We start from the raw sequence: 23705 nt of genomic DNA, 5'->3' as shown, positions 1-23705 counted from the left end.
AGAGTAGAGCAGTCCCATACCGAGCGGTAGGGGTGCGGGCCCGGAAGTTACCGCCGGTACAACGCGGCCCCCGCGGCCGCGGCCACCGCATAGGCTGACGCCGTGGCAGAAGATCAGGCACATGCAAGCGAAGGCACCCGCGAGTACCGCATGTCGGAGCTGGCCGAGAAGGCCGGGATCACCGAACGCACCCTGCGCTTCTACCGCGAGCGCGGCCTGATCCCACCGCCCCGCCGCGAGGGCCGGATCGCCTGGTACGACGACCACCACCTGGCACGCCTGCGCACCATCTCCGCCCTCCTGGAGCGGGGCCACACGCTGTCCGGCATCGCCGACCTGACCTCCGCGTTCGAGTCGGGCCGCGACGCGGGGGAGGCGCTCGGCCTGGTCGAGCCCACCGAGGAGACGCCGGTCCGCCTCACCCCCGAGGCGCTGGCCGACCACTTCGCGGGCGAGGTCACCCCGGAGAACCTGGCGGCCGCGCTGGACCTCGGCTACCTCACGGTCTCCGGCGAAGAGATCATCCACATCAGCCGCCGCCTCCTGGACGTCTCGTCCGCCCTGGTGCGCGAGGGCGTCCCGCTGGCCGCGGTCCTGTCGGCGGCCCGCGAGGTGAGGGACCACGCCGACGCCCTGGCCGCCCTGTTCACCACCCTGCTCCACACCCACACCCCGGGCACCGACGCGGAACGCATGCGCCCGCTGGCGAAGGCGGTGGTGGACGCGGAACTGTCCCTGGCACTGGACCGCCACCTGTCGGGGGAGGCCTGAAAGGTCCGGAGCGGGGCGCGCGCCACATCTCGCGGGCCCACATCTCGCGGCCCCACATCTCGTAGCCCTACATCTCGCGGCCGCACACCTCACGGCCCCACCTCGTAGCCCTACATCTCGTACACGACGGTCACCGGAGCATGGTCGCTCCACCGCTCCCCGTGGCTGGCTGCCCGCTCCACCAGCCCCTTCACCGCGCGCCGGGCGAGACCCTCCGTCGCCACCTGGTAGTCGATCCGCCAGCCCGTGTCGTTGTCGAAGGCGCGGCCCCGGTAGGACCACCACGAGTACGGGCCCTCCATGTCGGGGTGCAGCGCGCGCATCACGTCGACGTAGCCGCCGTCCGCCGTGTCGAAGACCTGCGTGAGCCACTCGCGCTCCTCGGGCAGGAAGCCCGAGTTCTTCTTGTTGCCGCGCCAGTTCTTGAGGTCGGCCTCCTGGTGGGCGATGTTCCAGTCGCCGCACACCACGACCTCGCGCCCGTCGGCGGCGGCCTTCTCGCGCAGTTCCCGCAGATACGGGAGGAACTCGGCCATGAAACGGATCTTCTCGTCCTGGCGCTCGGTGCCGACCTCGCCGGAGGGGAGGTAGAGCGAGGCCACGGTCACACCGGGCAGGTCCGCCTCGACGTAACGCCCACTGCCGTCGAACTCCGCGCTCCCGAACCCGATCCGCACCCGCTCCGGCTCGCGACGGGTGAGCAGCGACACACCGGCCCGGCCCTTCGCGGCGGCGGGCGCGTGCACGACGTGCCAGCCCTCGGGCGCCCCCGCCTCGGCAGGAAGCTGGTGGGGCTCGGCCCGCACTTCCTGCAGGCAGACCACATCGGCCCCGGTCCCCCCGAGCCACTCCACGAAACCCTTCTTGGCGGCGGCCCGCAGCCCGTTTACATTCACAGAGGTAACAGTGAGCATCCCGGCACCCTACCCAGCCCGCCCACCCCAGCGGCTGCATACACGTACGATGGTGCGCATGCTTATCCGCCAGGTCCGCTACGACCACCCCGACGCCGTCAAGCTCAACGACCAGGTCCAGCTCGAATACGCCGAGCGCTACGAGGACGAGGGCGATGTCACACCGCTCGACGCCACGATGTTCGTACCGCCGCGCGGCCTGTACCTGATCGCCTACGACACCGAGGGGCGCCCGGTCGCCACCGGCGGCTGGCGCGGCCAGGAGACGAACTCGGAGAACTACCGCGACGGCGACGCGGAGCTCAAGCGGATGTACGTCGTCCCCGAAGCGCGCGGCCTGGGCCTGGCTCGCCGCATCCTCGCCGCCCTGGAGGACGACGCCCGCGCGGCCGGGCGTATCCGCATGGTCCTGGAGACCGGCGACAAACAGCCGGAGGCCATAGCGCTCTACAGATCGACGGGCTACGAACCCTGCGAGAAGTTCGGCCACTACCGCAACCACGACTCCAGCCGCTGCTTCGCCAAGCCCCTCGGACATTCGTGACGGCGGGGGCCGGAGGACGTCCCAACTGCCCCCGGAAACGGCGAAATCCCGTCCGATCGATTGATCGGACGGGATTCCGTCGTGTTGTGGACCTGAGGGGATTCGAACCCCTGACCCCCTCGATGCGAACGAGGTGCGCTACCGGACTGCGCCACAGGCCCTTGCAACGAGTGAAACCTTAGCACCCCGATCGGAGTGCTTGGAAATCCGTTCCTCGCTGGTCAGCGAGAGACGGCTCACTCGTTGGCGGCGCGGGGCCGGTCCTCGTCCTCGTACTGGTCGAAGAGCGGGGTCCGGCGGCGACTTGGGCCCGGCCGGCGGCGCTGGGGCGGCGGCTCGGCGGCGGGCCCGGTCGGCGCGGCCGGGGCGGGGTCGACGGTCGAGGAGCGGGCCGAGGACCAGGTGTCCGGGGCGCCGAGGTCGATGCTGCCGGTGGCGCGGGGGGCTACCGGCGCGGTCACGTACGTCGGCAGCGGGACCGGCACCGGCTCCCAGCTGTCACCGCGCTCGGGCCCGAGCTCGCGCTGTTGGTCGACCCACTCGGCGTGGTCGGTCTGCTCGACCAGCGCGCGCCGTCCGGCCTCCTGCGGGGAGACGGCCGGGGCGGGCGCGGGTTCGGGGACGGGCGCCGACTGGTGGGGCTCCGATTCGTCGTCGGGCTCGGCGCCGGGCGCGGCGGCCCTGGTGCGCGGCCTGCTCTCGCGCAGTCGCTGGGCCGCGACCTCGGCGCGCCGGCGGTCCATGGTGAAGGCGAAGCGCCGCCGCTCCTGGATCCGCAGATGCACGATGTACGCGCTGAGCAGGACGGCCGGGATGGCCGGTGCCCACAGGAAACCGAGCCCGCCGACCGCCGCGACGATCGCGCCCAGCGTGAAGGCGAGGAAGAGCACCACGGTGGTGCGCCGACGCCGGGCCAGCACCGCGCTGCGCTGGGCGCGCCGGGCCCGCTCCGCCGAGGCGGCGTTCGCGGCGCGGCCGCCGTTCGTGGGGCGTTCGCGGTGGGTGGGGTGCTCACGGTTCGCGAGGCGTTCGCGCCGGGACTCGTCGTCGGCCTGATGCTCGCGGCGCCCCTGGTGCTCCGAGTGGGCGTGGTGTTCCGGGTGCTCCGGACGGGCCGGGCGCTGGGCGCGGGGCTGGGGCACGGCGAAGTCCCGGGCGCCCGCGGACTCCCCCGGGGCTGCCAGGGGTTCCGTCAGGGCGTCCGGGGCAACCGTGGATCCCGGCTCGGACGCCGCCTCTTCGGCGGCCCGCTGCCGCAGCTCCTTGGCGTACCGGCGCTCCATGGCCGACCGTCCGGACAACAGCCGGATGGCGGTACTGAAGCGTTCCGTCGGTCGGGCCTCGTTGAGCTCGTCCTGCCTGCGGAGCCACATCGGCACCAAGTAGGCGGCCCAGGCCCCGACGATGACTGCGTAGATGAGGCCGCTGCTGCTCACACACCACACCGTAGAGGGACCGGCGCGCGGGGATACGCCAATTGAGCCGGTGTGTCGCACGATCTGGCTGATATCACCGGCTTTTTTTGTGATTCTTCAGATCGTTCGAGGGGGTGAAGGGATCGAATAGCGATGGAATTCGAACGTCTATTTCATTTCCCCGGGGTGTGACTGCCGGGCCCGGCGCCATCGCGAGAGGAGCCCGTCGGGGACCTCCTCGGCGGTGAGCGCGTACACCAGGTGGTCGCGCCAGGCTCCGTCGATATGGAGGTAGCGCGGGCGCAGGCCCTCCTCGCGGAAGCCGAGCTTTTCCACCACCCGGCGGCTCGGCCCGTTCTCGGGGCGGATGCAGACCTCCATGCGGTGCAGGCCGACCGTGCGGAAGCAGTGGTCGACGGCGAGGGCGACGGCCGTCGGCATCACCCCGCGGCCCGCCACGTCGCTGTCGACCCAGTACCCGACGTGGCCCGAGCACATCGAGCCCCAGGTGATCCCGGCGACCGTCAACTGGCCCACCAGACGGCCCTGGTACTCGATGACGAACGGCAGCATGCGGCCCGCGTTGGCCTCGGCACGCAGATGGCGGACCATCTGCCGGTAGGTGGGACGCTGGGCGAAGGGCGCGCCGGGCGCGGGCGGCGGCACCGTCGCCTCCCAGGGCCGCAGCCAGTCGCGGTTGCGCCGGTTGACCTCGCGCCAGGCCCGCTGGTCGCGCAGCTTTATGGGGCGGAGGACCACATCGCCCTCCGCCAGCTCGACCGGCCAGGAAGGAACGTTCAGCTCGGGCTCCCCGCGGGTCTCGGGTGGTCGCCGCCGCGGATCTGGTCGACGGCGTGCACCAGGATCCGCTCAAGGACGGCGAGTCCGTCGCGTACACCGCCGGTGGAGCCCGGCAGGTTGACGATCAGGGTGCGCCCGCCGGCCACTCCCGCCAGGCCGCGCGAGAGGGCGGCGGTGGGGACCTTGGCCAGGCCCTCGGCGCGGATGGCCTCGGGGATGCCGGGCACCTCGTAGTCGATGACGTCACGGGTGGCGTCGGGCGTGCGGTCGGTGGGCGAGATGCCGGTGCCGCCGGTGGTGACGATCACGTCGTACCCGGCGGCGGCTCCGGCGCGCAGCGCCTGCCCCACGGGGTCGCCGTCGGGCACGACCAGCGGACCGTCCACGGCGAAGCCGATGGCGGCCAGGCCTTCGGCGAGCAGCGGACCGCCCTTGTCCGCGTACACACCGGCGGCGGCGCGGTTGGAGGCCGTCACCACAAGAGCCGCGTACGGCGCGCGCAGGGCCTGGCCGAGCGACTCGCCGCCCTCGGGGAAGGGCGCGGCGGCCTGCGGGCCCGGCCTCGGCGGCGTCGGGGCGTCCTGCCGGGCGGCGCTCACGCGTCGGCCGCCTCGGTGCCCGGCCGGTGCCAGTCGCCGGACTTGCCGCCGGTCTTCTCCTCGACCCGGATGTCGGTGATGACGGCGGCCTTGTCGACCGCCTTGATCATGTCGACGACGGTGAGCGCTGCCACGGACACCGCGGTCAGCGCCTCCATCTCGACGCCCGTGCGGTCGGTGGTCTTGACCGTCGCGAGGATCTCCACCGCGTCGTCGGCGACCGCCAGGTCCAGCTTCACGCCGGACACCGCGAGGGGGTGGCACAGCGGGATGAGGTCCGGGGTGCGCTTGGCGCCCATGATGCCGGCGATACGCGCGGTGGCCAGTGCGTCTCCCTTGGGAACGCCCTCGCCGCGCAAGAGTTCCACGACACGCGGCGAGACGAGCACGCGGCCGCTCGCGCGGGCGGTGCGGGCGGTGACGTCCTTGGCGGAGACGTCGACCATGCGGGCCGCGCCCGCCTCATCGATGTGCGTGAGCCTGCCTTGCGTCGTACTCATTCGGTGGCGCTCCCGGTACGGCTTCTGTGGGCAGACACCGTACCCCCACCCGCGGCCCCTCAGCCGAGCAGGACCACCTCGACCTCGCTTCCCGGCTCCGCCGAGGTGGTGTCCTCGGGGATCACGATCAGGCAGTCGGCCTGCGCGAGGGCCGCGATCAGGTGCGACCCGGTGCCGCCGACCGGACTGACGGTGCCCGACTCCGCGTCGTAGGTGCCCCGCAGGAACTGGCGCCGGTCGGCGGGCGAGGCGAGCGCCTCGTCGGCCTTCAAAGACGCGCGCACCGTGGGCCGGTGCACGTCCTGAAGCCCCATCAGGGCGCGGATCGCAGGCCGTACGAACAGCTCGAAGGAGACGTACGAGGACACCGGGTTGCCGGGCAGGGCGAGCAGCGGGGTGTGGTCGGGACCGATCGAGCCGAAGCCCTGCGGCTTTCCGGGCTGCATCTTCAGCTTGCGGAAGTCGATGCCGCTGCCCGCCTCGTCCTCGTCGCCGACCGAGGACAGGGCCTCTTTGACGACGTCGTACGCCCCCACGCTGACCCCGCCGGTGGTGACCAGGAGGTCGGCGCGGATCAGCTGGTCCTCGATGGTGTCGCGCAGGACCGCGGCGTCGTCGGTGACCGCGCCGACCCGGTAGGCGATGGCTCCCGCGTCGCGCGCGGCCGCCGCGAGGGCGAAGCTGTTGGAGTCGTAGATCTGCCCCTGGCCCAACTCCTCGCCGGGCTGCATCAGTTCGCTCCCGGTGGAGAGCACCACCACGCGCGGGCGCGGCCGTACGGTGACGGTGCCGCGGCCGATCGCGGCGAGCAGACCGATCTGGGGCGGGCCGAGCACGGTGCCCGCGCGCAGGGCGAGGTCGCCGGCCTGGACGTCGCTGCCGCGGGCGCGGACGTGGGCGCGCGCCTTCACGGCGCGGTGCACCCGGACCTCGCCGCTCGCCCCTTCGGGAGCACGGCCGGCCGGGCGCATGGTGGTGGCGGCTCCCCCGCCGGTGCCGCCGTCGGTCCATTCGACGGGGACGACGGCCTCGGCGCCGGGCGGCAGCGGGGCGCCGGTCATGATCCGGGCGGCCTGGCCGGGGCCCACGCTGGGCAGTTGGCCACTGCCCGCCGCGACGTCGCCGATCACGGTGAGTACCGCGGGGAACTCCTCGCTGGCGCCCTCGACATCGACGGTGCGCACCGCGTAGCCGTCCATCGAGCTGTTGTCGAAGGGCGGCAGGGCGACGGGCACCATGACGTCCTCGACCAGGACGCAGCCCTGGGCGTCGGGCAGTTGCAGCTCGATGGGTTCGAGCGGCCTGACCGCGGCGAGGATGTCGCCCAGGTGCTCGTCCACCGACCAGATCGGGTTGCTCACGGGTGCCTACATCTCCTCGGTGACGTACCGGCGAAGCCAGGTCTTGAAGTCCGGGCCCAGGTCTTCACGTTCGCACGCCAGTCTGACAATGGCTCGCAGATAGTCTCCGCGATCGCCGGTGTCATAGCGACGGCCCTTGAAGACGACGCCGTGCACCGGGCCGCCGATCGACTCGTCCACGGCGAGCTGCTGGAGGGCGTCGGTGAGCTGGATCTCGCCGCCGCGGCCGGGCTCGGTGGTGCGCAGCACGTCGAAGACGGCCGGGTCCAGGACGTAGCGGCCGATGACCGCGAGGTTGGAGGGCGCCTCGGCGGCGTCCGGCTTCTCGACCAGGCCGGTGACGCGGACGACATCACTCTCGGCGGTGGTTTCGACGGCCGCGCAGCCATAGAGGTGGATCTGCTCGGGGTCGACCTCCAGGAGCGCGACCACACTGCCGCCCTGGCGCTCCTGGATGTCCACCATCCGCGACAGCAACGGGTCGCGGGCGTCGATCAGGTCGTCGCCGAGGAGCACCGCGAACGGCTGGCTGCCGACGTGCGGGGCCGCGCACAGCACCGCGTGCCCGAGCCCCCGCGGGTCTCCCTGGCGTACGTAGTGCATCGTCGCGAGGTCGCTGGACTCCTGCACCTTGGCGAGCCGGTCGGCGTCGCCCTTGCGGGTCAGCGCAGACTCCAGCTCGTAGTTCCGGTCGAAGTGGTCCTCCAGGGGACGCTTGTTGCGGCCGGTGACCATGAGCACGTCCGACAGACCCGCCGCCACCGCCTCCTCCACCACGTACTGGATGGCCGGCTTGTCCACCACCGGCAGCATCTCCTTCGGCGTGGCCTTGGTGGCCGGAAGGAACCGGGTGCCGAGCCCGGCGGCGGGGATGACAGCCTTGGTGATCCGAGGGGGCGACTGATTCATGCCGGGCACCCTATCCGCTGGGTATGTGCGCAAGATGATCCTCCGGTGAATTCGCTCTCTTACCCGCGCATTTGAGGGGATTACAGAAACACGGTGAGTGATCAGACGACCGAGAAGGCGCTCCTGCGGCGCGGCCTCCTCGACGCGAGGAGGCGGCTGGGCGACGACGACCTGCGCGCTTCGGCCCGCGCACTGGCGGGCCAGGCCCTCGCGCTGCCGGAACTCGCGCGGGCGACAACGGTGGCGGCGTACGTCTCGGTGGGCCGCGAACCGGACACCCGCGCCCTCATCGACGCGCTGCGCGGCCGGGGGGTACGGGTGCTGCTTCCGGTGCTGCTCGCGGACAACGACCTGGACTGGGCCGCCTACGAGGGGCCCGAGCACCTGGTGGCGGCCGGGCGCGGGCTGCTCGAACCGGACGGCGCGCGCCTGGGCCCCGACGCGGTGACCGCCGCGGACACCGTGCTGCTGCCCGGCCTCGCCGTGGACGCCCGCGGGATGCGGCTCGGCCGGGGCGGCGGCTCCTACGACCGGGTGCTCGCCCGCATCGACGCCTGCGGGAAGGCGCCCGCCCTGGTGGTGCTCCTCTACGCGAACGAGGTGGTCGCGCGGGTCCCCGAGGAACCGCACGACCACCCCGTGCAGGCTGCCGTCACCCCCTACGGGGTGACGCGCTTCGGCGCGTGAAGCCCGCGTACCACTGCTTGCGCTTGGTACGACGGCTTGTCCGCTTTCCGCGCTACGGCGTGAGCTTCAGCGTGTCCACGGTCGAGCCGTCGACCGCCTTCGAGCCGAACGACCAGTCGAGCAGCTGGCCCTTGGCCCACTTCTCGGTCTGGTCCGAGTAGTGCGCGCTGTAGGCGTGGCCGGAGGCTCCCGTCAGGTTGATCCACTTGGACTTGTCGAAGTCCTTGAGGTTGACGATCATCCGCATCGACGGCACCCAGGTCACGCCGTAGTCACCGCTCGCCGCGTTCCAGCCGGTGGCGTTGACGGCGGCCTCGCCGCCGCCCAGGTTCCACGGGCCGCGGTTGAGGATGAACTGCAGGAAGCCGGGACCCTCCTTGCCGAGGGTCTGGTTCTTCAGCATCAGCTGGTGCAGCCGGCCCCAGCTCCACGTCGTGGTGTCCTTGCCGAGCTTGGCGGTCAACTCCCAGCGGGCGTCCTTCATGGCGCGCGCCAGCAGCTGGTCGCGGGTGGTGGTCGCCTTGTCCAGACGGGTCTGGGGCGACTGCCACCAGCTGTTGTTCTGGTCATTGAAGATCTTGCGGACGACCTCGAACCAGCGGTCGCCGCCGTCCGGCTGCGTCGAGTCGCCGTCGCGCTCGCCGCACTCCTGGACCTTCTGGTTGGGGTCGTCGACCGGGCCGGTGCCGGCCGGCGGAGCCACGTACAGGCACTCGCCCTTGGGACGCAGCTCCTTGGGCAGCTTGTTGCCGAACGCCAGCTTCAGGACGTTGCGCCACACCGCGTTGAAGTAGGCGGCGGCCGCCGAGTCGTTCTCCTGGGTGTAGTCCCAGCCTTCGAGGAGCTTCTGGGCCTCGCGGACGGAGGGATCCGACACGTCGATCTTGAGCAGGGCGGGCGTCAGCAGCGCGGCGATCTCGCTGCTGTTGTCCATCTGCATCTTCTGCATGTCCTCGGTGGAAATCTTTCCGCCGCCCTTGATCTTCGACTCGATGAGGTCGTTGATCCGCTGGCTACGGGTGCCGTACCCCCAGTCCTTGGTGATCAGGAACGGGTACTTCTTGTCGTCGATCACGGCCTGGTTGGCGGTGACGATGAAGCCGCGCGACGGGTTGTACTCGTAGGGCAGCGCCTCGAAGGGGATGTAGCCCTTCTTCCACGTGTACTTGGAGTCCCAGCCGGGGGCGGGCATCGTGCCGTCCACGCCGTCCGCGCGCACCGGGATCTTCCCCGGCGCCTGGTAGCCGATGTTGCCCTTGGTGTCGGCGTAGATCAGGTTCTGCGAAGGGACGTCGAAGTCCTTGGCGGCGGACCGGAACGACTTGAAGTCGCTCGCCCGGTCGAGCGCGAGGACGGCGTCCATGGACTTGCCGGGATCCAGCGCGGTCCACTTCAGGGAGACCGCGTAGCCGCTGCCGCGGTCGGGGGCCGCCGTGTTCACGGGCGCCTTCTGGCCGACCTTCTCCAGCTCGTCGTCGCGGTCGGAGACCAGCGGGCCGTTGTTGGTCTCGCGGATCGTGATGGTCTTGCTCGGCCCGCCGGCCACCTTGATGACCTCCTCGCGCGTGGCGAGCGGCTTCTCCTGGTTGTCGTAGAGGTAGTTGGAGCCGGAGATCTTCTCCAGGTAGAGGTCGGTCACGTCGGCGCCGAGGTTGGTGAAGCCCCAGGAGACGTCCTGGTTGTGACCGATGATCACGCCGGGCATGCCCGAGAAGGTGTAGCCCGCGACGTCGTAGTTGCACTTGCTGGAGACGGTCCGGCAGTGCAGACCCATCTGGTACCAGAGCGAGGGCATCATCGGCGCGAGGTGCGGGTCGTTGGCGAGCAGTGGCATGCCGGTCGTCGTGTACTTGCCGGACACCACCCAGGAGTTGGATCCGATCCCGCTGCCGCTGGGGCCGAGCAGTGCCGGGATCTTGTCGAGGGTGTCGGAGAGCGAGGAGAGCTGGCTCTGCATGCCCTGGAGCGCGCCCTGGGCCGTCGCGGAGGCGCCGTCACCGCCCGCGGCGGGCCGCTGGGGGTCGAACTTCCCGGTGGCCTTGTTGTACGAGCCCTCGTCGACGATGGGGCGGTGGGTGGCGGAAGGGTACGCCGGGTACAGGTCCTTGATCTGCTGGGAGCTGAGCCGGCTGGTCATCAGCGCGCGGTCGATCTCGTCCTGCATGTTGCCGCGCAGGTCCCAGGCCATCGCCTTGAGCCAGGCCACCGAGTCGACGGGCGACCAGGCCTCGGGCGCGTAGTCGTTGGTGAAGCCGAGAGCCGCGTACTCGACGGAGATGTCCTTACCGTCCTTGCCCTTGAGATACGCGTTCACCCCCGCCGAGTACGCCTGGAGGTACTGCTTCGTGGCGGGGGACAGCTTGCTGTCGTACTCCTGCTGTGCGACCTTGCGCCAGCCCAGCGTGCGCAGGAAGGCATCGGTGTCGACCTGGCTGCTGCCGAACATCTCCGAGAGGCGGCCCGACGTCAGGTGGCGGCGGACGTCCATCTCCCAGAAGCGGTCCTGCGCCTGGACGTAGCCCTGGGCCATGAACAGGTCCGCGTCGCTGTCGGCGTAGATCTGCGGGACGCCGTAGTCGTCGCGCTTGACCTCGACCTGACCGGTCAGGCCCGGGAGCTTGATGGTGCCGGTGGTCTGTGGGAAGGACGCACGCACGGTGCTCACTCCCCAGTACGCGCCGTAGGCGACACCCGCGACGAGCGCCAGCACCAGGACGAGCACGAACAGCCTCAGGCGGCGCCCCCTCTTCCTGCTCGTCTTGCCGGCCGTCGTAGCGGCGGAAGGGGCGGTTGTGGTGGCGGGCATCGCTGTCCTTCGCGGGGCAGGGTGGTCCAGGAGTGCTGGGAGCAACCATAGGCGCAGCCGCTGACAGCCCCGGACGCGGTGTCTGGGTTGGCGTGCCCGCCCGCCGAACCAATTGGCCTCTCGCGTAAAGAAAGCGTCAAAGATTAGGTAAGGTAACGAAGTACCTTGGGTGGCGGAACGTTTCACCAGGTGCGCCCGAGGGAGCTCCCCGGATGCGCGCCCGGCGCCCCGGGATGCACGATTTTCAGGGGGCGCCCAACGGCGTCTGAGGGGAAGGATCGGCCACTGACTGTCCACCAGCTCAACGAACTCCTGCTCATCTGCTCGCTCGTCCTGCTCATCGCCGTCGCGGCGGTGCGCATCTCCTCCCGCAGCGGGCTCCCCAGCCTGCTCCTGTATCTCGGGATCGGGATCGCCATCGGGCAGGACGGCATCTTCAACGTCAAGTTCGACAACGCCGAACTGACGCAGGTGATCGGCTATGCCGCACTGGTGGTGATCCTGGCCGAGGGCGGCCTGGGCACCAAGTGGAAGGAGATCAAACCGGCGTTGCCGGCGGCCGTGGTGCTGTCGCTCGTCGGCGTCGCGGTGAGCGTGGGGGTCACGGCGGCGGGCGCGCACTATCTGGTGGGCCTGGAGTGGCGGCAGGCGCTCATCATCGGCGCGGTGGTGTCCTCCACGGATGCCGCGGCCGTCTTCTCCGTCCTGCGCAAGGTGCCGCTGCCCTCGCGCATAACCGGCGTCCTGGAGGCCGAGTCCGGCTTCAACGACGCCCCCGTGGTCATCCTGGTCGTCGCCTTCTCCACGCCCGGACCGGTCGACTCCTGGTACCTGCTCGTCGGGAAGATAGCCCTGGAGCTGGCCATCGGCGCCTCGATCGGCCTCGCGGTGGGCTGGCTCGGATCGTACGGACTGCGCCATGTGGCGCTACCCGCCTCCGGCCTCTACCCGATCGCCGTCATGGCGATCGCCGTGAGCGCGTACGCCGCCGGCGCGTTGGCCCACGGCTCCGGCTTCCTCGCCGTGTACCTGGCCTCCATGGTGCTCGGCAACGCCAAGCTCCCCCACTGGCCGGCCACCCGCGGTTTCGCCGACGGGCTCGGCTGGATCGCCCAGATCGGCATGTTCGTCCTGCTGGGCCTGCTGGTCACCCCGCACAACCTGGCCGCCGACTTCTGGCCGGCCGTGATCATCGGCCTCGTCCTGACCATGGTGGCCAGGCCGCTCGAAGTACTGCTCAGCCTGTTGCCGTTCAGGATTCCGTGGCAGGAGAAGGCCCTGATGTCGTGGGCGGGCCTGCGCGGCGCCGTGCCGATCATCCTCGCCACGATCCCGATGGTCTCCGGGATCGAGGGCAGCAAGAAGGTCTTCAACATCGTCTTCATCCTGGTCGTCGTCTACACCCTGGTCCAGGGACCGACGCTGCCGTGGGTGGCCCGCAAGCTCCAGCTCTCCGACGCCGACGAGGCCGCCGACCTGGGCGTCGAGTCCGCCCCGCTGGAGCGGCTGCGCGGCCATCTGCTGTCCGTGACCATCCCGCCGAAGTCGAGGATGCACGGCGTCGAGGTGCACGAGCTGAGGATGCCGCCGGGCGCCGCGGTCACCCTGGTGGTGCGCGACGGCAAGAGCTTCGTGCCGGGACCCACGACCGTGCTGCGGCGCGGCGACGAGCTCCTGGTGGTCGCGACCGATCCGGTACGGGACGCGGCCGAGGCGCGGCTGCGCGCGGTCGGCCAGGGCGGCAAGCTGGCCGGCTGGCTGGGCACCGGCACCGTGGTGACCGACCCCGCAAAGAATGCTAAGCCCAGACGAACAGCCCATTAAGCCGCGTGACGACCGAATAATCACAGGCCCAAAGTTGGCACTCCGTACTGAATCCTAGGCACGGGGTGCCAAAACTCTGTATCATGAAGGCACACCACTGATCGACCAACTCTGCCTGACGCAGAGCTGGCGCGACCGTATGGCGGTCGGGAGCTCCCCGCAGTAGCCCCCGGCATCTACCGCAGATCCGCGCAAGAGGACAGCTCTCGGCAACGCCCGCACCCACAAATACGTGCATGGGGCGCGCTACCAGGCGGCAGAAAGGCAAGGGGCCGTGGCATCCACGGTCACTTCTGACAAGCGGCCCGGTTACGGGCAGCTTCTGCGCACACCTGGCGCACTGTCCTTCCTCCTGCCCGGCTTCGCGGCCCGGCAGCCCTTCGCGATGCTCACCATCGGCATCCTGCTGCTCGTCCAGCACACCACCGGCTCCTACGGCGGCGCCGGCGCCGTTGCCGCCTTCACCGGCGTGTCCATGGCCCTGTTCGCCCCGCAGAGCGGCAAGCTCGCGGACCGCTTCGGGCAGCGCGCGGTCCTGGTGCCCGGCGTCCTTGTCCACGCGGCCTCCGTGTCCGTGCTGACCGCCCTGGCCCTGGCCGGCGCCCCCCTGTGGGCGCTGTTCATCGCGGCCGTGCCCACCGGCGCCTCGGTGCCGCAGGTCGGCCCCATGGTGCGGGCCCGCTGGGCGAACAAGCTCGACGGCTCGCCCCTGATGGCGACCGCCGCGGCCTTCGAGTCGGTGACCGACGAGTTCACCTTCGTCATCGGCCCGGTCCTCGCGACCGCCCTGTGCACGAGCGTGCACCCGGCGGCCGGACTGATCGCCGAGGCGTCGCTGACCCTCGTCGGCGGCCTGCTGTTCGCCGCCCGGCGCACCACCCAGCCCCCGGTGCGCAGCGCCGCCGAGCACGAGCAGGCCGAGCACACCTCCGCGCTGTCCATCCCGGGCGTACGCGTCCTGGCGATGGCCTTCCTCGGCATCGGTGCGGTCTTCGGCGGCATGCAGGTTTCGCTCACCGCGTTCGCTGAAGAGATCGGCAACCCCGGCATCAACGGCGTCCTCTACGGCATCTTCGCCGCCGGAAACATGCTGGCGGGCATCGTCTGCGGCGCCGTCGCCTGGAAGTCCGCGCCCCGCACCCGGCTGATCGCCGGATACGCGGCGCTGACCCTGGCGGCCTCCGGACTGTGGGCGGCGCACTCCGCCCTGCTGCTCGGCGGCCTCGGCCTGATCGTCGGCCTGTGCATCGCGCCCGCCCTGATCAGCGGCTACACGCTGGTCGAGACGCTGGTCCCGGCCACCTCGCGTACCGAGGCGTTCACCTGGCTGACGGGCGCGGTCGCGCTGGGCCAGGCCGCCGCCGTCACGGTGGCCGGTCGCCTGACCGACGCCCACGGTTCGACCGCCGGATTCCTGGTGCCGCTGGGGGGCACGGCGCTGGCCCTGGTCACGCTGCTCGCACTGCGCTCGCGGCTCGCTCCGCGCGCCCAGGCACGTACCGTGGCGCGTGGCGTGGGTCACCGTGTCCCCGTCACGGTGGACTGATTCCCGGGAATACGTCACTATGGACCGTCGTTAGCACTCATCGAGTGAGAGTGCCAGGAGGAAGACAAGTGCCGACCTACCAGTACCAGTGCACCGAGTGCGGCGAGGGCCTCGAGGCGGTGCAGAAGTTCACCGATGACGCCCTGACCGTATGCCCGAACTGCGACGGACGCCTGAAGAAGGTGTTCTCGGCGGTCGGCATCGTCTTCAAGGGATCCGGCTTCTACCGCAACGACAGTCGCGGCGCGTCGTCCAGCAGCTCGCCCGCGTCGTCGGCGGCGAAGTCGTCCAGTTCGTCGAGTTCGGACTCGAAGCCGGCCGCCTCTTCGTCGAGCTCCGGCTCGGCCTCGTCCAGCGCGAGCCCGGCCGCCTGACCCCAAGCCGCACAGAACCCCCGCCGTCACGACGGCGGGGGTTCTGGCATGTGAGGCCCCAGTTAATGTGACCGGCATGGCTAACGCAGAGATCGGCGTCATCGGCGGCTCGGGCTTCTACTCGTTCCTGGAGGACGTCACCGAGGTCCAGGTGGACACTCCCTATGGCGCCCCCAGCGACTCACTCTTCCTCGGCGAGATCGCCGGCCGCCGGGTGGCCTTCCTCCCCCGCCACGGCCGCGGCCACCACTTGCCGCCGCACCGCATCAACTACCGCGCCAACCTCTGGGCGCTGCGCTCGGTCGGCGCGCGCCAGGTCCTCGGACCGTGCGCGGTGGGCGGCCTGCGCCAGGAGTACGGGCCGGGCACTCTGCTCGTACCGGACCAGTTGGTCGACCGTACGAAGGCGCGCACCCAGACCTTCTTCGACGGGCTGCCGCTGCCCGACGGCTCGGTCCCCAACGTCGTGCACACCACATTCGCCGACCCGTACTGCCCCGATGGCCGCAAGGCGGCGCTGAGCGCGGCGGCGGGGCGCGGCTGGGACGCCGTGGACGGCGGCACGATGGTCGTCATCGAGGGCCCCCGCTTCTCGACCCGCGCCGAATCGCAGTGGCACGCGGCGATGGGCTGGTCGGTGGTCGGCATGACCGGGCACCCCGAGGCCGTCCTCGCCCGGGAACTGGGGGTCTGCTACACCTCGTTGTCCCTGGTGACCGACCTGGACGCGGGTGCCGAGAGCGGCGAGGGCGTCTCACACGCGGAGGTCCTCAGGGTCTTCGGCGAGAACGTGGCGCGCCTGCGCGAGGTCCTGTTCGACGCGGTCGCGGCCCTCCCGACGGCCGAGGACCGCGACTGCCTGTGCGCGCGGGCACACGACGGGTGGGAGCTGGGCATCGAACTGCCGTGAGGAAGCGATGCGGGGGTACCGGGGGGGGGAACGTGGGGAGCGCCGGGGGCGGGGGCTCCGCCAAGGGGCTTTCCGCCGGGGGCTTCCCGCTGGGGCCGAATCCGGCCTCCGTGCACGGGCAGTGCGGACGAGGGCAGCGCGGACCAGGGCCGTGCGGACCAGGGCAGCGGGGCTGAACTCCCCTTCCGGGTGAGCGAGTTGTCCACACAGGGCTGGTGATCCACAGGCCCCAGCAGGATCCCGCCGGGCAGGCGATCGTGGGAAACGTCCGAGCAGCACTCGCTCCTCACGATCGGCAGTGACCACCATGTCCACAACCCCCGCATCACCCGCTCCCCGCCCCCTTCCCTACCTGCCTCCTGTACTGGCGCCCGAACCCGGCGGGGTGCCGGTCTTCCCTCCGCTGCGGGTACGCGGAAGCCGGCAGCGGCTGCGGCGCGCGTTGCTCAGACGACGGCGGGCCGTGGCGGCCGGTCTCGCCGTGACGGCCGCGGCCCTGGCCGTCTCCAGCACGCAGGCGGCAGAGCGCCCGCACACCGTCGCCGCCCCTGCGTCAAGGGAGCGCGGGCCCGCGCGGCCGCCTGCGATGGTGTCGGCGCCGGTACGGATCGCGGACGCCGACGCCGTGCGGCTGCTGCGCCCCGGCGACCGGGTGGACGTGATCGCGTCCGCCACCTCCCCGTCGGGCGGCACGGGCCAAGCCCGTGTGGTGGCAACGGGCGTGCGGGTGAAGGCAGTTCCGGGTCGCCGCAGTACGCCTTCCGACCAAAGCGGCGCATCCTCGCAAGTAGGCGGCACGTCGCCGGAAGTGGGCGGCACGTCCTCGGAGGCGGGCGCGCTCGTCCTGCTCGCCGTACCCCGGGAAGTCGCCACGGCGCTGGCCGGCGCGGGCGCCGCGTCCCGACTGGCGGTGACCTTGTGCTGATTCGTACGGCCGAACGGTCAAGTCCCCCGTCTACGTATGCGGATTGGACAGCGCGGCGGCCCGCTGCCCAAGGTGGCGCAGGAGTTTGCGCTGCCCCCTGCACATACGAAGAAAGGCTCATTGGTGAGCGAGGACAAGACAGGCGTACTGGCCGGCTTCAAGGCCTTCCTGATGCGCGGCAATGTGATCGATCTGGCTGTCGCGGTGGTCATCGGCGCCGCGTTCACCAACATCGTGAACTCGGTCGTGAAGGGTGTGATCAATCCGCTGGTCGGCGCGTTCGGCACCAAGGCTCTGGAGAGCTACAGCTCCTGTCTGAAGGGTCCCTGCACCAGCGACTCCGGCATCCAGATCCTCTGGGGCGGGGTGCTGAGCGCGGTCCTCGGCTTCCTCATCACCGCCGCCGTCGTCTACTTCCTGATGGTGCTGCCGATGGCAAAGTTTCTGGCCCGGCGTGCCGCGCACGACAAGGTGGTGGAAAGTGTGCACGAAACCATGGAGATCAGCGAGCTGGAAGTGCTGAAGGAGATCCGCGACGTCCTGATCGCCCAGCGCGACTCGGGCCCCACGGGCCCAACGAGCCCAGCGAACTCCTAGCGCCGGGCGACACGGCGCCGACGCCTCGCCCCTCCCGTGCCCGTCCAATGACCGGCGCGGGCCCCGCGCCCCGGACCCACTTTCCGTCAGATGTGACGGGGCGGCACGGCTCAGATGTGACGGGGCGGCACGGCTCAGATGTGGTGGGGCGGCTTCTCGTCCAGGAAGCGTGCCAAGTCCGCGGCGCTGCCGGCCGAAGCGGGCCGCTCGCCCCACCCACGGTCCGTGTCGTCCGCCGATTGCTGGTCCAGCGGATCATCGAAGATCAGCGTCGGCTTGGACTGCTCCTTGGGCGCTGGTTCCCGGTCGCGCGGTCCGGGGGCGGGGGCGGTGCTCATGCCTCAAGGGTACGGCGGACGCCAGCGGCGCACACGCCCCGGTCAGCGACCCCGTCAGCGGTCCTCGGGGCCGCGCCACCCGCCCCCGGAGTCCAGTCAGCGGCCCCCAGGGTCGAGCACCCAATCCCCGAGGACGAGCCCCCCACCCCCGAGGCCCAGCCCCCCGCCCCCGGCACCCCGTCAGCGGTCCTCGGGGTCGAGCGCCCAGAGGCCGAGGACCGCCAGGAACGACAGGGCGAGGAATCCGGCGCCCCACCAGCCGGTCCCGGTGTTGCCCTTCATCCACTCGTTGACCACCACGGTCAGGCCCCAGAGCTGGCCGATGACGACGGTGATCGCGAGGACGAGCCGGGCCGTCAGCTTCGAGGACCGCTCCGGCTCCTGCTCACTGCCCGCGCCCGGCCCGGGACCGGTGTGCCGGATCCGGGGATCGCCATAGCCGCTGGTCGCCCGGATCTGCGGATAGCGCTCGTGCACCGGCCGGTTGAGCCGGGGTTGTGCGGAGCCGGGGGTGTACGAGGGCCGCAGGGGAACAGCGGGGCCGCGGGCCGAATCCGCGGCCCGCCCCGGACGCGGGCCGACCCGGGACCGCGAGTCGCCCCCGGGCCCCCGGCCGATGAGCCCACGGGCGCGCGGGCCGAAGCGGTAGGGACCGGGGCGGTCGGGGTCGGGGCTGCCGCCCGAGCCGGGTCCCGTATATCCGTCGGTGCTCATGTCCGTGTACTCCTCTCCGCCACCTTGCCGTTCGCACCGGGACAGCCGATACGGGCCGCCATACCGGGCTTGTCGGCGAACTGTCGGCACATGGCGTGCTCGACGCTCTCGCCGGAGCGCGCCGTGGCCACCGCCCAGACGCCGCCGTCGGCCTCCTCGACGAGCAGCACCCTGGGAAGTGGGCGCGGCGGCGGGCCGGCGGTGACCTCCCCGGTGCGTGCGTCGAAGACCCCTTCGTGGCAGGGGCAGTACAACTCGCCCTCGCTGCCGCGTTCCTCGCGCCACAGCACCCCGCAGGCCAGATGCGTACACACGGCGGAGTAGCCGACGAGGGTGCCGTCCTTGAGGCGGACGGCTACCGCGCGGTCGTCGTCGCCGGGGAAGCGGAAGGCGATTGACTCGCCGGGGGCCAGCGTGAGCGCGACCCGCTTGGCGTCGGGCGGGGCGTCGCTGTCGCCGTGCCGGTGCAGCACACCGCCGGCCACGGCGATCCCGCCGACGGCCAGGCCACCGGAGACGGTGGCGACGATGCGCAGGTAGTCACGGCGGGTGGTGAGGGAATCGGCGGCGATGCGGTCGTGGAGGGCGGCCTGGGCCGGGTCGGCGGCGGGGTCGGGGGCGGGCGGCGGCTGATCGGTGACGCTCATCGGGCGACGTCCTTCCCGTTGACCTCGACGATCGGCAGGCCGCCGGGCACCGGCCACTGGACCTTGTCGGCGGGCACGACCATCGCCACGCCCGTAGAGACGACGACATCGCCGAACGTGAAGGAGTCGGCGACCTGGACGCCGGGGCGCTCGGCCTGGAGCTCCTCCAACGTTCCGTAGAACAGCGCACCGGTCGGGCAGACCGTGGCGCACATGGGGGCAAGGCCGTAGGCGGTGCGGTCGTAGCAGAGGTTGCACTTCATCTGAAGCTTCGCCTGGAGGTCGATCTTCGGTACGCCGAAGGGGCAGGCGTTGACGCAGTTCGCGCAGCCGATGCAGCGGGTGGTGTCGGCCTGCTGCACCACACCGTCCGCGGTCACCAGGATCGCGTCGGCCGGGCAGACCTCGGCGCACGGCGCGACCGGGTCCTCGCAGTGCATACAGACAGTGGGAAGGGAGGCTACGGAATGGCCCTCGTCGGGATAGTCGAGATGGATCATGGACTTCCCGCGGTGCGAGTCGCACTCGCGGCAGGCGGACACACACGCCTGGCAGCCGATGCAGCGCCCCGGGTCGATGAAGATCGTTCTGCCCATCACGGCGAGCGTCAGCTCCTCTCCGCGGTGCCACGACCCTGCGGCGACGTGGGCGGCAGGGGGTCGGTGCGCGAGACCTGGGCGGCCGGATACGCCTGCCGCCCCGGACCGGTCGGCGGCGCCGGCACCTCGTCGATCCGCTCGGCGGCCTCGATGCGGCAGGCACACACCTTGTACTCGGGAATCTTGGAACGGGGGTCGAGGGCATCGATGGTGAGCGCGTTGGCGGCCGTCGGAACGGGCCAGTGGTACGGGATGAACACCGTGTCGGGGCGGATGGCTTCGGTGACCAGAGCGGGAAAGACCCCGCTGCCGCGCCGGGTGACGACACGGACCGGGGCACCGTTGCGGAAGCCGTGCGAGGGGTGGATCTCCACCCAGGGACGCGGAGTCTGCTCGACCAGCGCGCCGAGCCGGCGGGTCTGGTTCCCGGACAGGAAGTGCGCCACCGTCCGGCCCGTGGTCAGCGACATCGGGTGCTCTTCGTCGTACGGGTCCATCGGCGGATGCCATTCCACGACCTGCATGTGCACCTTGCGGTCCGGGTGGAAGGTCTGCCCGTCCTCGAAGAGGCGGGGCGTGCCGGGATGGTCGGTGGAGGGGCAGGGCCAGGAGATACCGCCGCTCTCCTCCAGGCGTTCGTAGGTGATGCCGTAGTAGTCGTTGACCGTCCCGGCCGACGCGATCCGCAGCTCCTCGAACACCTCACGCGAGCCCGGGAAGACGAACTTGTCTCCCACTCCCAGGCGTTGAGCCAGCTGGCACATCACCCAGGTGTCGGTGCGCACCCCGCCGGGCGGCTCCTGCGCCTTGTTGTGCTTGACCACCCTGGCCTCGGCATTCGCCATCACGCCCTCGTCCTCGGCCCAGGTGGTGACGGGGAAGACGACGTGCGCGTTGGCCGCCGTCTCGGAGAGGAAGAAATCGAATTGAGCGTGGAACTCCAGACAGTCGTAACCGGCCTTGACCGTCGCGTAGTTGGGGAGGGAGACGAAGGGGTTGTTGCAGATGCCGATCAGGCCGCGGATCTCCTGCCGCTGCATCTGCCAGACCATTTCCATCATCGAGGTGCCTGCCGACGGGAGTTCGGACTCCTCGATCCCCCAGATCTCGCAGATCTGGCGCCGGTGCTCCGGGTCCGTGATCGACCGTCCGCCGGGCAGCAGGTCGGCCTTCTGGCCGTGCTCCCGGCCGCCCTGGCCGTTGCCCTGGCCGGTGATGGTGCCGTAACCGGCGCCGGGTTTACCGAGGTTGCCGGTGGCCGCACACAGGTTGATGACGGTCAGGCAGTTCTCGACGCCCTGCGAATGGTGCTCGATGCCCCGAGCGTGCCAGGCCATCGCCCGGCGAGCGCCCGCGAAGGTCCGGGCGACCTGGACGACCTGGGAGGCGGGGATGCCGCAGATGTCCGCGGCCCGCTCGGGGGTGTAGGAGGCGACGGTGGAGCGCACCTCGTCCCAGCCGGTGGTGTGCTCGGCGAGGAACTGCTCGTCGGTGAGCCCCTCGCTGATGACGACGTTCAGTACGGCATTGAAGAAGGCGGCGTCGGTGCCGGGCTTGAGGGCGACGTGGATGTCGGCGGTGCGCGCGACGGCCGTCTCGCGCGGGTCGACCACGATGAGGGTGGCACCGCGGTCCCGGGCGCCCCACAGGTACTGGGTCATGACGGGGAAGCACTCCCCGACGTTGGACCCGGCGATCAGCAGACAGTCGGTGAGGAGGATGTCGGAGAACGGATTGCCCGCCCGGTCGATCCCGAAGGCGAGCTTGTTGGCGCCGGCGGCGGACACCATGCACAGCCGGCCGTTGTAGTCGACGTGCCGCGTCTTGAGGGCGACCCGGCCGAACTTGCCGACCAGGTAAGTCTTTTCGGAGAACAGGCTGGCCCCGCCGAGCAGCCCGAAGGCGTCGTTGCCGTGGGCACCCTGGATGCGGCGGATCTCGGCGACCGTGAAGTCCAGCGCCTCCTCCCAGGAGGCCTCGCGGAACGGCTCGTCGCGAGAGCGGCGCATCAGCGGGGCGGTCAGCCGGTCGGGGTGGTTGACCTGCTGGTAGGCGTTGATGCCTTTGGGGCACAGCCGCATCCGGTTGATGTCGTGGTCGCGGGGCTCGACGCCGAACACCTTGCCCGCCCTGTTGACGCGCAGATACATCCCGCACTGCACACCGCAGAAGCAGCAGTGGGTGGGGACGAGGGTCTCGCCGTTCTGGTCGGCGTGCCACTGGTCGGCGGGGATGCCGCCCGCGTCGCGGAAGTTGCGGGTGCCGGGCGGGGCGATCGAGGGGTCGAGCGGAAGGGACCGGCTGCTCACTTGAAGCCCTTCTTGACGTGGCCGAGGTATGCGGAGCCGCGCAGGACCCGCTTGCAGCGCGGGCAGTACGCGGCCCAGGCGTCGAAGTCGAGCTTCAGGTCGCGCATGGTGCCCCGCAGGTTCTCGACGTACGGGGCGGTGTCGATGGGCTCGCCGCAGCGCTTGCAGACGAACACCTGCTCGTCCTGGCGGCCCGTGTACTTGAAGAGCTGCATGCCGACCGCGGCGGGCCGCTGCACGATGTGGAAGAACTTCCCGAACGGGATGTAGATCAGCGTGAACACCACCGACACCATGTGCAGGACCGCCAGGAACTGGTAGCCGCCGCCGTGCAGGAAGATCGACGAGAAGGTGAGGAGGAGCCCCGTCACGGAGATGACGATCAGCGCGATCAGCGGGACGAGGTCATAGCCGAAGCGCTGGCCGGTGATGGCCCCGCGGTCCTTCATCCGCCGCCACAGGAAGTACGAGGCGCCGGGGATCACCAGGACCGCGGCGATGTCCAGGCCGTGGAACATCAGCCATCCCGCGAGGCTCAGCGAGTCGAAGCCAAGGATCTTGAACCCCCAGATCCGCATCTCGTACCCGGGTCCGGCACCGGAGTCACCGGTGAACGTGAACCAGCCCCAGGTGAGCGGAAACGTGATCGCGGCGGCCAGGAGGCAGCCCCAGAAGATCAGCTGATGCGCGGCCCAGCGGGCGTGCGAACGGGCGCCGAGGAACTTCTGGAAGCCGAGATAGGTGGCGATCATCCTCGGCAGGGCGGTGGGCGCCTGGCGGAAGTTCGCGGCCGAGAACAGGCTGCGCCAGCCCTGTTTGAAGAGGCGGCGGGCGCCGGGAGAGGAGATCCAAACGGTGTAGCGGTAAGCGACGCCGAAGGCCAGGAACACGGTGGCGACCGCGTACGGAAGGAGCGCGGAGTCGAAGTCCTTGAGCAGCCGGCTGCCGAACACGATGGCCAGAACGAGAAGGAGGGAGATGGCTGTGCCGGCCAGCGACGCGCGCAGCGCTACGGAAGGCGGGGCGGGTGCGGCGGCGGTGACCGGCGGCGGCACGGCCGGGGAGGAGGCGTCCGGTGGGGCGGTGAGGGGTGCGGGCGGCTCGGTCACCCCATCACGTTAGGGACATTCCAGTATCTACCACCTGTTTTAGTGGTCAACAGGGTGAGGGCGCACCCGGAGACAACGGGCCTAGCCGGCATCCCCATCGGGCGTCGGCATGACATCAAACTACTGAAGGAGGCGGACAAGATCCCTTTCCGAACACTTCTCGACGAGCCGGCCGTTCTCGATGCGGTGGATCACCGCCGCGGTTGTCTCCACCGGCTTGCCTGTGGCGGGGATGCCGGGAAGGTCCTTCTCGTGCACTCCACGGGCCGTCAGCCGGGTCACGAGCGTTTCAGGTCGCGAGGCTGGGCCCCCTCGGACCGCGAGGCCGGGTCCTCTCAGGGGGCGAGGTACCCCGCCGCCTCCCTCAGGGGGCAAGACCAGATCTCCCTCGCGCCGCGACGGGCGGCCCCCTCTGGCCGCGAGGCCGGGCCCCCTCGGATCGCGAAGGCAGGCATAGTCGCGGCACGAGGCCAGGCCTCCTCGGAACTGCCGGGACGAGCCCCAGG

Annotated in this window: 24 protein-coding genes and 1 tRNA gene; 9 read left to right on the top strand and 16 right to left on the bottom strand. The window is 70.8% G+C overall.

The annotated features are described in order from the left end of the window. Nucleotides 1-150 precede the first annotated feature (150 nt). Nucleotides 151-771: a MerR family transcriptional regulator gene (locus OG522_RS22195; RefSeq protein ID WP_329467682.1), complete on the top strand. Its 621-nt coding sequence runs from the start codon at nucleotides 151-153 to the stop codon at nucleotides 769-771. 110 nt (nucleotides 772-881) lie between these two features. Here the strand turns inward: OG522_RS22195 and OG522_RS22190 are convergent, their stop codons facing one another. After that, a complete protein-coding gene (locus OG522_RS22190; protein WP_329464747.1) occupies nucleotides 882-1685 on the bottom strand; it encodes an exodeoxyribonuclease III in 804 nt (267 codons plus the stop codon). Nucleotides 1686-1734: 49 nt separating this feature from the next. Here OG522_RS22190 and OG522_RS22185 point away from each other — a divergent pair, with 49 nt between their 5' ends. Further along, entirely contained in the window at nucleotides 1735-2229 is a 495-nt protein-coding gene (locus OG522_RS22185; RefSeq protein WP_443074731.1) for a GNAT family N-acetyltransferase, read from the top strand. 87 nt (nucleotides 2230-2316) lie between these two features. On the opposite strand, the gene OG522_RS22180 is transcribed toward OG522_RS22185, so the two are convergent. From OG522_RS22180 to galU, 7 genes are all read right to left on the bottom strand, one after another. Then, nucleotides 2317-2390: transfer RNA gene (locus tag OG522_RS22180), tRNA-Ala, on the bottom strand. Between the two features lie 75 nt (nucleotides 2391-2465). Continuing rightward, a complete protein-coding gene (gene sepX / locus OG522_RS22175) occupies nucleotides 2466-3665 on the bottom strand; it encodes a divisome protein SepX/GlpR (RefSeq protein WP_329464745.1) in 1200 nt (399 codons plus the stop codon). Nucleotides 3666-3812: 147 nt separating this feature from the next. Continuing rightward, nucleotides 3813-4445 (bottom strand): GNAT family N-acetyltransferase, encoded by a 633-nt coding sequence (locus OG522_RS22170; protein WP_329467681.1) that lies wholly within the window; start codon nucleotides 4443-4445, stop codon nucleotides 3813-3815. Beyond that, entirely contained in the window at nucleotides 4442-4948 is a 507-nt protein-coding gene (locus OG522_RS22165; RefSeq protein ID WP_329467680.1) for a MogA/MoaB family molybdenum cofactor biosynthesis protein, read from the bottom strand. The genes OG522_RS22170 and OG522_RS22165 overlap by 4 nt, the downstream gene beginning before the upstream one ends. Before the next feature lie 92 nt (nucleotides 4949-5040). Beyond that, nucleotides 5041-5544 carry a cyclic pyranopterin monophosphate synthase MoaC gene (gene moaC / locus OG522_RS22160; protein WP_329464744.1) on the bottom strand — a complete coding sequence of 168 codons (504 nt, stop codon included), beginning with the start codon at nucleotides 5542-5544 and terminating at the stop codon, nucleotides 5041-5043. A 59-nt stretch (nucleotides 5545-5603) separates the two neighbouring features. Continuing rightward, nucleotides 5604-6905, bottom strand: coding sequence for a molybdotransferase-like divisome protein Glp (glp, locus tag OG522_RS22155; RefSeq protein WP_329464743.1), 1302 nt, complete (start codon nucleotides 6903-6905; stop codon nucleotides 5604-5606). 6 nt (nucleotides 6906-6911) lie between these two features. Next, entirely contained in the window at nucleotides 6912-7814 is a 903-nt protein-coding gene (galU, locus tag OG522_RS22150; RefSeq protein ID WP_329464742.1) for a UTP--glucose-1-phosphate uridylyltransferase GalU, read from the bottom strand. 93 nt (nucleotides 7815-7907) lie between these two features. On the opposite strand from galU, the gene OG522_RS22145 reads away from it, so the two are divergent. Then, nucleotides 7908-8501 carry a 5-formyltetrahydrofolate cyclo-ligase gene (locus OG522_RS22145; protein ID WP_329464741.1) on the top strand — a complete coding sequence of 198 codons (594 nt, stop codon included), beginning with the start codon at nucleotides 7908-7910 and terminating at the stop codon, nucleotides 8499-8501. 52 nt (nucleotides 8502-8553) lie between these two features. Here the strand turns inward: OG522_RS22145 and OG522_RS22140 are convergent, their stop codons facing one another. Next, the gene (locus OG522_RS22140) at nucleotides 8554-11307 is read right to left on the bottom strand and encodes a penicillin acylase family protein (protein ID WP_329464740.1); all 2754 of its coding nucleotides are present in this window, start codon (nucleotides 11305-11307) and stop codon (nucleotides 8554-8556) included. Between the two features lie 240 nt (nucleotides 11308-11547). Here OG522_RS22140 and OG522_RS22135 point away from each other — a divergent pair, with 240 nt between their 5' ends. The 6 genes from OG522_RS22135 (at nucleotide 11548) to mscL (ending at nucleotide 17483) form a co-directional block, all read left to right on the top strand. Continuing rightward, complete coding sequence (locus OG522_RS22135; protein WP_329467679.1) at nucleotides 11548-13131, top strand: potassium/proton antiporter; 1584 nt, start codon at nucleotides 11548-11550, stop codon at nucleotides 13129-13131. Between the two features lie 274 nt (nucleotides 13132-13405). Continuing rightward, nucleotides 13406-14677, top strand: a complete 1272-nt coding sequence (locus OG522_RS22130) for an MFS transporter (protein ID WP_329464739.1) — start codon at nucleotides 13406-13408, stop codon at nucleotides 14675-14677. Nucleotides 14678-14745: 68 nt separating this feature from the next. After that, complete coding sequence (locus OG522_RS22125) at nucleotides 14746-15051, top strand: FmdB family zinc ribbon protein (protein ID WP_329464738.1); 306 nt, start codon at nucleotides 14746-14748, stop codon at nucleotides 15049-15051. Nucleotides 15052-15127: 76 nt separating this feature from the next. Beyond that, complete coding sequence (locus OG522_RS22120) at nucleotides 15128-15961, top strand: S-methyl-5'-thioadenosine phosphorylase (protein ID WP_329464737.1); 834 nt, start codon at nucleotides 15128-15130, stop codon at nucleotides 15959-15961. 307 nt (nucleotides 15962-16268) lie between these two features. Continuing rightward, a complete protein-coding gene (locus tag OG522_RS22115) occupies nucleotides 16269-16886 on the top strand; it encodes an RcpC/CpaB family pilus assembly protein (protein ID WP_329464736.1) in 618 nt (205 codons plus the stop codon). Nucleotides 16887-17009: 123 nt separating this feature from the next. Beyond that, a complete protein-coding gene (gene mscL / locus OG522_RS22110) occupies nucleotides 17010-17483 on the top strand; it encodes a large conductance mechanosensitive channel protein MscL (RefSeq protein WP_329467678.1) in 474 nt (157 codons plus the stop codon). Between the two features lie 134 nt (nucleotides 17484-17617). Here mscL and OG522_RS22105 read toward each other — a convergent pair whose 3' ends face one another. The 7 genes from OG522_RS22105 to OG522_RS22075 form a co-directional block, all read right to left on the bottom strand. After that, nucleotides 17618-17821 carry a hypothetical protein gene (locus OG522_RS22105; protein ID WP_329464735.1) on the bottom strand — a complete coding sequence of 68 codons (204 nt, stop codon included), beginning with the start codon at nucleotides 17819-17821 and terminating at the stop codon, nucleotides 17618-17620. A 180-nt stretch (nucleotides 17822-18001) separates the two neighbouring features. Further along, entirely contained in the window at nucleotides 18002-18349 is a 348-nt protein-coding gene (locus OG522_RS22100; protein ID WP_329467677.1) for a hypothetical protein, read from the bottom strand. Between the two features lie 182 nt (nucleotides 18350-18531). Beyond that, nucleotides 18532-19182: a QcrA and Rieske domain-containing protein gene (locus OG522_RS22095; protein WP_329464734.1), complete on the bottom strand. Its 651-nt coding sequence runs from the start codon at nucleotides 19180-19182 to the stop codon at nucleotides 18532-18534. Next, the gene (locus OG522_RS22090) at nucleotides 19179-19781 is read right to left on the bottom strand and encodes a 4Fe-4S dicluster domain-containing protein (RefSeq protein ID WP_329464733.1); all 603 of its coding nucleotides are present in this window, start codon (nucleotides 19779-19781) and stop codon (nucleotides 19179-19181) included. Before OG522_RS22090 ends, OG522_RS22095 begins: the two co-directional genes overlap by 4 nt. A gap of 8 nt (nucleotides 19782-19789) precedes the next feature. Further along, entirely contained in the window at nucleotides 19790-22090 is a 2301-nt protein-coding gene (locus OG522_RS22085) for a molybdopterin oxidoreductase family protein (RefSeq protein WP_329464732.1), read from the bottom strand. Further along, nucleotides 22087-23199: an MFS transporter gene (locus OG522_RS22080; protein WP_443074730.1), complete on the bottom strand. Its 1113-nt coding sequence runs from the start codon at nucleotides 23197-23199 to the stop codon at nucleotides 22087-22089. Before OG522_RS22080 ends, OG522_RS22085 begins: the two co-directional genes overlap by 4 nt. A 120-nt stretch (nucleotides 23200-23319) precedes the next feature. Continuing rightward, the gene (locus tag OG522_RS22075) at nucleotides 23320-23457 is read right to left on the bottom strand and encodes an ester cyclase (protein ID WP_443074729.1); all 138 of its coding nucleotides are present in this window, start codon (nucleotides 23455-23457) and stop codon (nucleotides 23320-23322) included. Between the last annotated feature and the right edge of the window lie 248 nt (nucleotides 23458-23705).

Source organism: Streptomyces sp. NBC_01431 (assembly GCF_036231355.1).
In the GTDB taxonomy this organism is placed as follows: Bacteria; Actinomycetota; Actinomycetes; order Streptomycetales; family Streptomycetaceae; genus Streptomyces.
Note: the sequence above shows the minus strand (reverse complement) of the source record. Positions and strands in the feature narration are given on the sequence as shown.

Coding starts and splice junctions, on each gene's coding strand:
- OG522_RS22115 (WP_329464736.1), top strand. CDS start 16,269: ATGTCCACAACCCCCGCATCACCCGCTCCCCGCCCCCTTCCCTACCTG.
- OG522_RS22185 (WP_443074731.1), top strand. CDS start 1,735: ATGGTGCGCATGCTTATCCGCCAGGTCCGCTACGACCACCCCGACGCC.
- OG522_RS22195 (WP_329467682.1), top strand. CDS start 151: ATGTCGGAGCTGGCCGAGAAGGCCGGGATCACCGAACGCACCCTGCGC.
- OG522_RS22105 (WP_329464735.1), bottom strand. CDS start 17,821: ATGAGCACCGCCCCCGCCCCCGGACCGCGCGACCGGGAACCAGCGCCC.
- OG522_RS22140 (WP_329464740.1), bottom strand. CDS start 11,307: ATGCCCGCCACCACAACCGCCCCTTCCGCCGCTACGACGGCCGGCAAG.
- OG522_RS22120 (WP_329464737.1), top strand. CDS start 15,128: ATGGCTAACGCAGAGATCGGCGTCATCGGCGGCTCGGGCTTCTACTCG.
- galU (WP_329464742.1), bottom strand. CDS start 7,814: ATGAATCAGTCGCCCCCTCGGATCACCAAGGCTGTCATCCCCGCCGCC.
- OG522_RS22190 (WP_329464747.1), bottom strand. CDS start 1,685: ATGCTCACTGTTACCTCTGTGAATGTAAACGGGCTGCGGGCCGCCGCC.
- OG522_RS22095 (WP_329464734.1), bottom strand. CDS start 19,182: ATGAGCGTCACCGATCAGCCGCCGCCCGCCCCCGACCCCGCCGCCGAC.
- moaC (WP_329464744.1), bottom strand. CDS start 5,544: ATGAGTACGACGCAAGGCAGGCTCACGCACATCGATGAGGCGGGCGCG.